At 68.0% G+C, this 11,251-nt stretch carries 11 protein-coding genes; 4 read left to right on the plus strand and 7 right to left on the minus strand.

What is annotated here, in order from left to right:
- Positions 1-7 precede the first annotated feature (7 nt).
- Genes B4M62_RS01700 through B4M62_RS01710 form a run of 3 tightly spaced genes read right to left on the minus strand, consistent with a single transcriptional unit; the run spans position 8 to position 4,868 of the window.
- Complete coding sequence (locus tag B4M62_RS01700) at positions 8-2,407, minus strand: serine/threonine-protein kinase (RefSeq protein ID WP_290704232.1); 2,400 nt, start codon at positions 2,405-2,407, stop codon at positions 8-10.
- Between the two features lie 2 nt (positions 2,408-2,409).
- Positions 2,410-3,390 carry a glutamate ABC transporter substrate-binding protein gene (locus B4M62_RS01705; RefSeq protein WP_290704235.1) on the minus strand — a complete coding sequence of 327 codons (981 nt, stop codon included), beginning with the start codon at positions 3,388-3,390 and terminating at the stop codon, positions 2,410-2,412.
- On the minus strand, positions 3,387-4,868 hold the full coding sequence (locus B4M62_RS01710; protein ID WP_290704237.1) for a hypothetical protein: 1,482 nt from the start codon (positions 4,866-4,868) through the stop codon (positions 3,387-3,389). Before B4M62_RS01710 ends, B4M62_RS01705 begins: the two co-directional genes overlap by 4 nt.
- Positions 4,869-5,055: 187 nt before the next feature.
- Between B4M62_RS01710 and B4M62_RS01715 the strand changes: the two genes are divergently transcribed.
- Complete coding sequence (locus B4M62_RS01715) at positions 5,056-5,529, plus strand: NUDIX hydrolase (protein ID WP_290704240.1); 474 nt, start codon at positions 5,056-5,058, stop codon at positions 5,527-5,529.
- Between the two features lie 42 nt (positions 5,530-5,571).
- Here the strand turns inward: B4M62_RS01715 and B4M62_RS01720 are convergent, their stop codons facing one another.
- Both B4M62_RS01720 and thiE read right to left on the minus strand, forming a co-directional pair.
- The gene (locus B4M62_RS01720) at positions 5,572-6,021 is read right to left on the minus strand and encodes a hypothetical protein (RefSeq protein ID WP_290704243.1); all 450 of its coding nucleotides are present in this window, start codon (positions 6,019-6,021) and stop codon (positions 5,572-5,574) included.
- A 297-nt stretch (positions 6,022-6,318) separates the two neighbouring features.
- Positions 6,319-6,987, minus strand: a complete 669-nt coding sequence (gene thiE, locus B4M62_RS01725) for a thiamine phosphate synthase (protein WP_290704246.1) — start codon at positions 6,985-6,987, stop codon at positions 6,319-6,321.
- A gap of 88 nt (positions 6,988-7,075) precedes the next feature.
- On the opposite strand from thiE, the gene B4M62_RS01730 reads away from it, so the two are divergent.
- From B4M62_RS01730 to B4M62_RS01740, 3 genes are read left to right on the plus strand one after another with little or no spacing between them, the layout of a single operon-like run.
- Positions 7,076-8,047 carry an FAD-dependent oxidoreductase gene (locus tag B4M62_RS01730; protein WP_414651757.1) on the plus strand — a complete coding sequence of 324 codons (972 nt, stop codon included), beginning with the start codon at positions 7,076-7,078 and terminating at the stop codon, positions 8,045-8,047.
- Between the two features lie 30 nt (positions 8,048-8,077).
- Positions 8,078-8,278: a sulfur carrier protein ThiS gene (gene thiS / locus B4M62_RS01735; protein WP_290704489.1), complete on the plus strand. Its 201-nt coding sequence runs from the start codon at positions 8,078-8,080 to the stop codon at positions 8,276-8,278.
- Positions 8,271-9,044 (plus strand): thiazole synthase, encoded by a 774-nt coding sequence (locus B4M62_RS01740; RefSeq protein ID WP_290704251.1) that lies wholly within the window; start codon positions 8,271-8,273, stop codon positions 9,042-9,044. The genes thiS and B4M62_RS01740 overlap by 8 nt, the downstream gene beginning before the upstream one ends.
- Before the next feature lie 104 nt (positions 9,045-9,148).
- Here the strand turns inward: B4M62_RS01740 and thiD are convergent, their stop codons facing one another.
- Together thiD and thiC are read right to left on the minus strand one after the other, a co-directional pair.
- Positions 9,149-10,030 (minus strand): bifunctional hydroxymethylpyrimidine kinase/phosphomethylpyrimidine kinase, encoded by an 882-nt coding sequence (gene thiD / locus B4M62_RS01745; protein WP_290704254.1) that lies wholly within the window; start codon positions 10,028-10,030, stop codon positions 9,149-9,151.
- Positions 10,031-10,032: 2 nt separating this feature from the next.
- The coding region (thiC, locus tag B4M62_RS01750) for a phosphomethylpyrimidine synthase ThiC (RefSeq protein ID WP_290704257.1) at positions 10,033-11,251 on the minus strand (1,219 nt) is incomplete at its 5' end.

Consider the following 11,251-nt stretch of genomic DNA (forward strand, 5'->3'; position numbering starts at 1 on the left):
CGGCACGCTAGAACCAGGTTGCCGGCCGGACATAGTTGGCAAGGTCGACGAGTTGGAATCGGTGCGTGCGGTTGCTGCGGGTTTCGCGGGCCAGTTCGCGCAGGGATTGTTCGGTGCCGATCCGCAGGCCGTATTCGGTGAACGGGTAGCCCAGCAGGTCGGGCAGTTCCTCGTTCGGCGGATTCTCCAACACCCACCCCAGTGCGGTGCCTAGGACGATGAGTTTGATGCGCGGCTTGCGGGGTTCGGCGTCGGGAATCTGTTGTAGTCGCTGCGCCGCTTCCACGATCTGCGCATGGGTCACCGCCGACACCGGCCGCCCGTGCACGAGTGCGAGGACCGCCGTTTCCCGTGCGGTGTGGTAGTGGCGGCTCGTCGTCGGAACCTCGTCGAGACCGATGATGGCGGCGGAGGCCTCGCCGTAGGCCAGATGGATGCGGGCCAGTCCGAAGGCGGCGGTGATGATGGCGTGGTCGGTGAGCCACAGATCCTGATAGTGGTGCCGCGCAATCTCATACCAGCGGCGCACTTGTGGGTCGAGGGAGTCGCTGGGCTTGGGAGATGCGCCGATCAGCCATCGCCCGATCAGCTCGGCGGTGCCGGCCACCGCGAGTTTCGGCCCGAGCTCACCGGGCATCGCGATCAGGGTTTCGTTGAACCGCTCATAGGCCAGTTCGGGCTCATCGTTGCGCAGCGAACAGATGCCCAGATACCAGTCGATGCGCCAGTTGTGCCCGTACCGCAGGGATGCTGAACGCAGGATGTCTAGCGCAGTGTCGACGTCGTCGAGTTCCAGATAGGCGCGGGTCTCGGCCAGGTCGATCTCCAGGGAACCTAGGGAATCTGGTTCGCCGGAGTCGAGGGCGGTCCGGTTCGCTCGATGGGTGTGGATCGAATCCAGAATCTGCCGGGGGTCCGACAGGGCCGCCGAACTCAATACTCGGGCAGACGGATCGGCGGGGTCGACAAGCGGAACCGGCAGCGCCGCGGCGATGTCGGCCGGATCGTAGAACGTCGTCTGGTCGGGGTCGAAGAATGCGTCGATCGGGCCGAGGAGCAGTTCGGTTCCGAACGTGGTCCGCGGCGGGGTGAACACCGTTGACAGCGCCGGGCGCGGGACGCCGGTGTGGACGGCCACCGTTTCGCGGAGCACATTGAGCAGCTGAGTGGTCATCTCCGCGGTGGTCGAGAAGCGCTCATCGGGGTTGATCGCCGTTGCGCGGGCCAGCAGCAGGTGGAAGGAAGGACTCTCGGCGAAGAGCGGCACCTCCCCAACGTCGGGCAGTCCTGGCAGGTACTGGCCGCCCTCCATCGGCATATCGACGGTGAGCACGGCCAAGGTGCGGCCGATGCTGTAGATGTCGGTAGCGATCTGCGGGCCGGTCTCGACGATCTCCGGCGCCTGGAATCCAGGCGTCCCGTAGAGGCGGCCGTGGCCGCCGATGGGCGCCACCGCACCCATGTCGATCAGGGTGACGTCGGAAGCACTGATCATGATGTTGTCCGGCTTTACATCGTTGTAGACCAGGCCGACCGAATGGAGGTAGCCGACCGCCGGGAGCACTTCCAGCATGTAGGCCATCGCCTGCTCGGGGGGGAGCAGCTTCGGAGTGACGTCGCCGTCGTCGGAGATCGCGGGCGTCAACTGTTTGAGTGTCTTTCCGCCGATGTACTCCATGACGATGTAGCCGATACTGCGGGCATCGGAGATCTCGTGCTCGACGAAGTTGTAGATCTTGACGATGCCGGGGTGGCTCACCGATGCGAGGAACTGCCGCTCAGCCATCGCCACCGCTTGGGCGGCGGAGTCGCCCGAGTTGAGTAGCCCTTTGAGGACGACGGGGCGATCGGAGACGTTGTGGTCGGTCGCAACGTAGATCCACCCCATGCCGCCGTGGGCGATGGCGCCGAGTATCTCGTACTGGTCGGCGACGACCGTGCCGGGCCCCAGGCTGGGCACGAAGGAGTAGCGGACGCCGCAGTTCGGGCACATCCCGGACAACGGGCCGGCATGGGGTCCGGACTCTCGGGCGAGCGGGGTGCCGCAGTTCCAGCACTTGCGCTTGCGCTCGGGAATCCGGGGGTCCACCAGTACCGCGTCGGTCGGCTCGGTGTCGATGATCCGTGGCAGGTCGACTAGTTCACTGCCGAGTCGGCGGTCGTGCACGCGCGCTGCGCCGCGCTCGGGGACCAGGACGCGGCCGCGCGGGACGGGGAAGCTCGTCCGCGCGGTGACGGCAGCGCGGGGAGGTCCGGGGGAGGTCGTGGCGGCGGTGGTGTCGGCCGCGGGGAAGTCCTCGGACGTGGCGGCCTGCGTACCGGTGTCAGCGGGTTCGAACGGGTTGAATGGCACTGCCTGGGTGGCGGCCGGCTCAGCGGCGTCGTCGCTGCGCGCATCGGGTGCCATGGCTAGTCCCGATAGCGGGGTTGGGGGAGGCCGAGCTGTGTGCCGAGCACCGACAGCCACTCGTTCGATATCGCCCGCCACCGACCGTTGGCCGTCAAGTCGGCCAGCACGGCGTTGATGAAGCGCACCAGGTCGTCGCGTCCCTTACGGACACCGATGCCGTAGTACTCCTCGCCCAGGCTCGGTCCGACGATCTGCAGCCACGGGTCCTGCACGGCGAGACCGGCAAGGATCGCATCATCGGTGGAGACCGCCTCCACACCGGACTGTTGTAACAGCACGAGGCAGTCCGCCCAGGTCGCGGTTTCGACCAGTGACACGGTGGGGACGATCCGGCGCAGCCGCTGTGCCGAGGTGGCGCCGGTGGCAACACAGGCCCGCTTGCGGGCGAGATCCTGTGCGGACTTGATCGTCGAATTGTTGACCGCCAGGATGCGCTGGGCCGCGACGTAGTAGGGCGACGAGAAGTCGATCTGTTTGAGCCGGTCACAGGTGATGCTCATCGTCTTGACGACGATGTCGACCCGGCCTGACTCGAGGACCGCAATCCGATCCGCCGAACGGGTCACCCGGAACTCGATGCGGTACGGGTCGTTGAAGATGGCTCGGCTGATCTCGCGGGCGAGGTCGACGTCGAACCCGCGCAGGTCGCCGGTGAGCGGGTCGCGGAAGCTGAACGGATTCGACCCGGTGTCGATCCCGACGATCAGCCGTCCGTTCGCGGCGATCTCGGCCATCGGTGTTCGCGGTGGCATTTGGCCGGGCGGGGGCAGCGGGATCGGGCGCAGGCTGGCGAGCCGGTTGCAGTCGTCGCTGTCGGACTCCGGCGGCGGCGGGGTGCCGGGTGCGGCAATGATCATCCCCGGTGGGGTGGGCGCCGTCGCGGTGGTCAGCGGAGGGGGGCTGTCCGGGGCGGTGAACCGGACGCAGCCGGTCGCGGTAACGGCAACCAGGGCGACTGCGGCGATGGTGCGGACTTTCATCGATACTCCCGGATGCGGTCGTAGAACCCGATCGGAACGGCGAGGGTGGCGACAAGTGACAACAACAGGATCCCGGTGCTGCTGAAGGCAAGGAATTGCCCGGCCGTGTAGATGCTGTTCCGGAAGGAACTGCGGGCTTCGGTGATCGCGGCGACGATGGCGTTGTCGACTTCCGCGTAGTAGGTCGCCGCACTGGATTTGCCCGGGCCGACGGTGAGGTCGCGGGCACCGAGATAGTCGCCGACCGCGAGTCGCTTCCCGATCTCGCGATCGGTGGTCTGCCATTCGACCAGGGCGGTGCGTGCCGCATCGATGTCGGCTATTGGGAGAGACTTCTTGCGACCCGAGTGGTAGTCGTCCGCGAGCTTGTTGAGGACTTCGGCCACCCCCCGCGTCGCGGTGGTGAAGTCGTCGTTGAGGGCGGTTTGGTCGCGGCGGACCAGGGACAGGGTCTGCGCGGACCGGGCCTGCTGCAAGCTGATGCGGGCACTGGTGAGGGCGTGCAGGGGGTCGGCGCCGTCGACCCGCGCGGTGGTCGTCGCCACGACCGACGTCAATCCGGCGACGAGCAGCCACAGGGTTCCCGCGCTCATTGCGATCAGGCTGACCAGCAGTCCGGCATTCAGCCGCCGCCGCGTGCGACGCTCCAGGAAGCGCGACGCCGCGATCAGTCCGGCAATCAGGGCGAACAGTGTCGCGTAGACGAGGTAGGGCGGTCGGGTCAGGGTTAGCTGCGGTTGCGCAATCGCGGCCGTGCGTTGCTCGTAGATGCGTTGGGCGGCGGGTAGGAGGGTCTCCTGCATCAGTCCGCTGGCCTCGTTCAGATAGGCGGAGCCGACGGGATTGCCCAGACGGTTGTTGGCTCGTGCGGTCTCGACCAGCCCGGTGTAGACCGGCAGGTTGACCGTCAGCTTCACCAGGTCGGCGTGCACCGGGTCGTCAGCAGTGCTGAGTGCACCACCGTCCTCGTCCGGGCTGTTGGCGGCCGTGATGAGGGAGGCCGCGGCGCTGGCAATCGCATTGGAGTATCGCTGGCGCAGGGCGACTGGTTCGAGGCCACCAGAAATGAAGGCGGAGTTGGCTGAGGCGTCGGCGATGGATAGCGAACTGAACAGGACCTGGGACGATTCTGCGATCGGTTCGGCGCGGGAAATCAGCTTCTGCAGGCTGTGGGTCCGGTCGCTGAGGGTGACCGAGGCGTACCACCCGGTGGCCAGACAGCCGATCGTCAGTGCGAGGGCGATGAGGAAGAACTTGCCCGGCGTCGACGACCCGATGGTGCGCAGTGCGGCAACCGGTGACTGGGCCCGAGCGCGCGTGGTGGCGATGCGTTCGCGACGATCCACCAGGGTGCGGCGCGTCGGGGGACTGGTGGACGATCGCTCGACGTTGCCAGCGGTCGACCCGGAGGCGGGCTGGCCGTTGTCGGAGCGCAGGCCGCTGAAGAGAAAATCTACGGGTGATGCGTCGGATCTCACCGCATTATCTCCCCGTTGCCGGTCGGTAAACGTGTGGTGCCCAGCGTAGTCGTCGGGACAGGCCGGTGGTGCCGACACGCACGGTGAATGCCGGGCGAAGCGGTCGGTTCGTTCGGGTTGTCGGTCGACCCGGCCCGGTCGACTCGCCTACGGTGGACCCTGAGCGTGAAGACCCGAAGGGAATGCAGTGCGTGGAGACGGCGACGGGTGGGTGTTCGACCCCGACGGTTCCCGGTATTGGGGACGGCATGGCGCGGCCGGACTGCTGCTGCGTGCACCGCTGCCCGGTGGCGGAGTCGGCATTCTGCTGCAGCACCGGGCCGTCTGGTCGCATCAGGGCGGGACTTGGGCGCTGCCCGGCGGTGCGCGCGACTCGCATGAAACAGTCGTCGATACGGCGATCCGAGAGGCCGACGAGGAGGCCGGTGTCGGACATCATGACCTCACGGTGCGGTTGACGATGGTCACCGCGGAGTCGGCGAGCGGGTGGACTTACACGACGGTCATCGCCGACGTGGCTGAGCCGGTGGCCACCGTTGCCAACGGTGAGTCGACCGAACTGCGGTGGGTGCGGACCGGCGAGGTCCAGTCGCTGCCGCTGCACCCGGGATTCGCCCGCAGTTGGCCGGCATTGCGCGACCGGCTGACCGCTCTGCCCTGAGCGGCCGTCGGCCACCTCGGTCGGCACCCGCCACGGTCGTCCTCAGCGCGGCAGCCGGTTGGCGCCGGCGATCAATGCGTTGCGATTCGCCTCATCGCCGTTGGTGCCCGAACCCATGGCCCACCATTCGTCGTCATCGTTGCCGCACAGCAGGAGGGTGACATAGGAGTCGCCATCGCGACGCTGGTGGAGCCGGTGGATCTCGACCCCCGCGCCGACGTCGTACAGCATCGAGGTGAGCGCGCCGAGTTGGCCGGTGGCACGGGCCTGCACGGCGTGGTCGCGGTCATCGACGACGATGGTCGCACGGCAGTCGAGCCGGTCTCCGTCGGTAGGGGTGGCCGTCCACGAGTCGAGGCGGATCGGGCCGTCCGGGGCGGCGAAGTGTTCGGTGAATTCCTCGGCGGACAAGGCAGTCGCCTCCTCGTGCATTCCGGTTGGAAGATCAGCGGTCTGCGAAAAGGATGACGGGGCAAGGTTGCGGGTGTGCATCTGATGTCTGCTCTCGGTCGGGAAGGAAAGGTGACCGATAGGTGAATACGGCTACCCCGCAGCGGGGGGCGGCCGATGGGACCCCGCTACGGGCTGGTTACGAGCTTGATACGCACCCCGTCAGGTTAGGCCCCCGGCGGTCTTGCTGGCAAACGGTATGGCGGCGCAGGAGCAATGTCGGACCTCGCCGGCCAAACGCCGACCGCTCGGCGATGTCGACAGGATGGCGCCGACCCCGACCCGCCCGGCTCGGGTACGACTTCCTCTGACGCTGCGCCCTCCGGCCGCAGCATGCCGTCAGCCGCCGCTTGTTGCCGCGCGCAGCGCGCGGGCAGCTCCACACGGGTCCGGTGCCGCGGTGATCGCCCGCACCACGACGATGCGGGTCGCGCCCGCCGCGATGACGTCGGGTGCGCGCGTCACATCGATGCCACCGATCGCAAACCAGGGGTGTGCGGTGGCGAGCGAGGCTGTCCGGTGTATCAGATCGAGTCCGGTCCCCGGCCGCCCCGGCTTCGTCGGGGTCGACCAGCACGGGCCGACGCAGAAGTAGTCGATGTGCCGGTTCACTGCGGCTGCGGCCGCCTGCTCTGTGTTGTGGGTGGATAGCCCGAGGATCACGTCCTCGCCGACCAACCCGCGGGCGGTCGCGACCGGAAGGTCGTCCTGGCCGACGTGCAAAACGTCGGCGCCGGCGGCGGCGGCGATGTCGGCGCGGTCGTTGACGGCGAGCAGTGCGCCGGCCGCCGTGGTCAGCTCCTTCAGGCCGGCGAGCAGCTCGAGTTCGCGGCCGGCTTCCAAGGCGCCGAACTCGCGCTCCCCGAGCGATCCCTTGTCGCGGAGCTGCACGATGTCCACCCCGCCGTCGAGGGCCGCTCGGACGAAGTCGAGGAGGTCGCCCCGCTCCCGCCGGGCATCGGTGCACAGATACAGCGAAGCGGAGGCAAGGCGTTCACGACGGTTCACCCGTTCACCGTAGCGATACCCTGGGCCGGTGACTGTGACCCAATCCCGGCCGGTGCTCTCGGTCATCGGCGGCGGCGTGATCGGGAGCATGTGTGCGCTCGCCGCGGCCGATGCGGGCTGGCACGTCGACATCTACGACGCAGGGGAGGCCACCCGCGCATCGGAGGTGGCCGGCGGCATGCTCGGCACCCTGGGCGAGGGGCATCCCGGCGAGGAAGGCCTGTTCGCGCTTTCCGCCGAATCGACGGCGTGGTGGCCGGGGTGGATCGAGCGGCTCGGTGACCCGGCCATTGTCACCGCCGCAGACACGCTGTTCGTCGCGACCACCGCCGCCGACGGTGAGTATTTGCGTCAGTTGGCGCAATTCGTATGGGCGCAGCAGGTCCCCGACGGTCGGCTCACCGGACTGCGCGGCCGGCAGGTCCGGGCCCACGAACCATCCTTGAGTACCCGGGTTCACAGTGGCTACCGCGCACTGGGCGAGGGGGCGCTGGACAACCGTCGGCTATTGGCCGGGGTCCGCAGCCGCCTAGCCGAGCGTGGCGGGCACGTGCATCGCATGTGGGTCGACTCGTTCGCCGATGTTCCCGGCGATCAGGTGTTGATCGCCGCTGGGATGGGCACGTCCGCCCTGCTGCCCGATGTCAAACTGGTGCCGGCGAAGGGGGAGATCCTGCGCCTGCGTCGCAACCGGCAGTCGGTTCCAGTGCCGCGCAACGTCATTCGTGCGCGTGTCGAGGGCCGCCACGTCTACCTCGTGCCGCGCGCCGACGGGCTCGTCGTCGGCGCGACCCAATATGAACCGGTGTCACCCGACGACCGGGCCGCGCACGCCGGCGGGGTGGCAGATCTGCTTGCCGATGCCATCGCGATCATGCCTGGGCTGCGGACCTATGAGCTCATCGAGGCATCGGCCGGTATCCGGCCCGGGTCGGCCGACGGACTGCCGGTTGTCGAGCGCATCGATGATCGGACCCTCGTGGCGACCGGCCACGGCCGCAACGGCATTGTGCTGGCACCGGCGACCGCAGCCCGGATCGTCGAACTGCTGGCGGGCTAACCTGGTGCTATGACCTCCACCGGTACGTCGATGGCCATTACCGTGAACGGCGAGGTGCGCGATCTTCCCGCGGGGACGACCGTCGCCGGACTCGTCGTCGCCCTCGGCCTGCCCGATCGTGGGATCGCTGTGGCAGTCGGCGGGTTTGTGGTCCCGTGTGGCAGTTGGGACGCGACGGCCTTGCACGCCGATGACACGGTCGAGATTGTGACGGCGGTCCAGGGTGGTTGAGCCGGTCGATCCCGCCGGGCTGCGGATCGGCGGCGCCGAGTTCTCGTCGCGGCTGATCATGGGTACCGGCGGTGCGACGAACCTCGCCGCCCTCGAACGGGCGCTCGTCGCCAGTGGCACCGAGTTGACGACCGTGGCGATGCGCCGGGTCAGCGCCGACACCGGCACCGGGGTGATCGAGCTGCTACGCCGGTTGGACATCGCCGTCCTGCCGAACACCGCGGGCTGCCACACGACCGCCGAAGCGGTGCTGACCGCCCAACTTGCCCGCGAGGCGGTGCAGACCGACCTGGTGAAGCTCGAGATCGTCGCCGACGACAAGACCCTGCTGCCCGACCCGATCGAAACGCTCGATGCGGCGCAGGACCTGGTCGGCGAGGGCTTTACCGTGCTCGCCTACACCAACGACGATCCGGTGCTGGCCTTACGGCTACAGGATGCGGGCGTGGCCGCCGTGATGCCGCTGGGGTCGCCGATCGGCACGGGCCTGGGCATTCGAAACCCCCACAACATCGAGATGATCGTCGCTCGCGCGACAGTGCCGGTCGTCCTGGATGCGGGCATCGGCACCGCCTCCGACGCGGTGCTCGCCATGGAGCTGGGCTGCGACGCGGTGTTGCTGGCGACGGCGGTGACCCGCGCCGACGACCCGGAGGCGATGGCCTCCGCGATGCGCCATGCGGTCGTCGCCGGTCGTCTCGCGCACCGCGCCGGCCGCATCCCGCGGCGGTTCTGGGCGCAGGCCTCCTCGCCGGCAATGGACTGAATCCGCTTCGGCTAGCCGGTGCCGGCGGTCGTCAGCCGCGGTTCTACCTCGGTCCACTCTGAACGAGGCCAGGAAGGTCGCGTAGTCGGGAAGCGCGCCGACTGCTACCGGTCCACCTCGGCAAGGGTCCCGGTGAGCCGCCACAGCGGGTTCACCGGCCCGTGGCCGCCGCCGAGCGGATAGGCGGCGGTCAGCGAGCGCGTCACCCACGCCTTCGCGAAGCGGAACGCGTCGGGAACCGAATAGCCGTGTGCCAGGGCCGCGGTCAGCCCGGCGGCCAGCGTGTCGCCGGCGCCGTGATCATGCGGGGTGTCGATCCGTTCGTGATCGACCTCGAGATACTCCGCACCGTCGAACAACAGGTCCGGGCTGTGGTCGCGGGACCGCAGGTGGCCGCCCTTCACCAACGCCCACCGCGCCCCCAAGGCGTGCAGGGCGCGTGCCGCCGCGCGCTGGGACTGCGCGTCGACGACGTCGATCCCGGTGATGAGCCGGACTTCGTCAAGGTTGGGCGTGACGACGGTGGCCAGCGGGAACAGTCTGGTCCGGAGGTCGTCAAGCGCATCCTCGGCGAGTAGGGGGTCGCCGTGCATCGACGCGCAAACTGGGTCGACGACGAGCGGGATGGGTCCAGCGCCGCCGATTCCCGATTCGGTACAGGTCGTGACGACTGCCTCGATGATGGCGCTCGACGCGAGCATTCCCGTCTTGGCGGCGCCGATTCCGATATCACCGACGACGGCGCGGATCTGATCGGACACGATCTGCGGAGTGATCTCCTGATAGCCCGAAACACCCAGGGAGTTCTGTACGGTGACCGCGGTGACCGCCACGCATGCGTGCACCCCCATCAGTGCGAAGCTGCGCATGTCTGCTTGAATGCCGGCTCCGCCGCCGGAGTCGGAACCGGCGATGGTGAGCACGCGCACCGGGGTCTGTCCGTCGGCCGCGATGGGGAGCAGATCCGGAGCGGGGGCGACGGGCACGGTCAGACCTTTTCGGTGATCGGCAGGTACACGTGATTGCCCTGCTCGGCGAATTCGGCGGACTTGGCGGCCATCTCTGCGGCGATTTTCGCCTCGATGTCTTCGGCGGTCTCCAAGCCGTTCTCGGCGGCGTAGGCGCGCACGTCGGCGGAGATGCGCATCGAGCAGAACTTGGGACCGCACATCGAGCAGAAGTGGGCGGTCTTGGCCGGCTCGGCGGGCATCGTCTCGTCGTGGTACTCACGGGCGGTGTCCGGGTCGAGGGAGAGGTTGAACTGATCGGTCCAGCGGAATTCGAAGCGCGCCTTACTCAGCGCGTCGTCGCGCTGCTGTGCGTTCGGGTGCCCCTTGGCGAGATCAGCGGCGTGCGCGGCGATTTTGTAGGTGATGACACCGGTCTTCACATCGTCGCGGTTGGGTAGTCCCAAGTGCTCCTTGGGGGTGACGTAACAAAGCATGGCGGTACCGGCCTGCGCGATCATCGCGGCGCCGATGGCCGAGGTGATGTGGTCGTAGGCGGGGGCGATATCGGTGGCCAGCGGACCAAGGGTGTAAAACGGCGCCTCGTTGCACAGCTCCTCTTCCAGGCGCACGTTCTCGACGATCTTGTGCATCGGGACGTGGCCCGGGCCCTCGATCATGACCTGAACGCCGTGGTGTTGGGCGATGGCGGTCAGTTCGCCGAGGGTGCGTAGTTCGGCGAATTGGGCTTCGTCGTTGGCGTCGGCGATCGACCCCGGGCGCAGGCCGTCGCCCAGGGAGAAGGTGATGTCGTAGCGGGCGAACACCTCGCACAGCTCATCGAAGTGCGTGTACAGGAAGGACTCCTCGTGGTGTGCGAGGCACCAGGCGGCCATGATCGATCCGCCGCGGGAAACGATGCCGGTGACGCGTTTGGCCGTCAGCGGGACGTAGCGCAGCAGCACCCCGGCATGCACCGTCATGTAGTCGACGCCTTGCTCGGCCTGCTCGATGACGGTGTCACGGTAGATCTCCCAGGTGAGCTTCGTGGGGTCGCCGTTGACCTTCTCCAACGCCTGGTAGATGGGGACGGTGCCGACTGGCACCGGGGCGTTGCGCATGATCCATTCGCGGGTTTGGTGAATATCCTTGCCGGTCGACAGGTCCATGATGGTGTCGGCGCCCCACCGGGTCGCCCACACCATCTTCTCGACTTCTTCGGCGATGGAACTCGATACCGCCGAGTTGCCGATGTTGGCG

Origin of the sequence: Gordonia sp. UBA5067, from assembly GCF_002414845.1 — a bacterium.
Classification (GTDB): Bacteria; Actinomycetota; Actinomycetes; order Mycobacteriales; family Mycobacteriaceae; genus Gordonia; species Gordonia defluvii.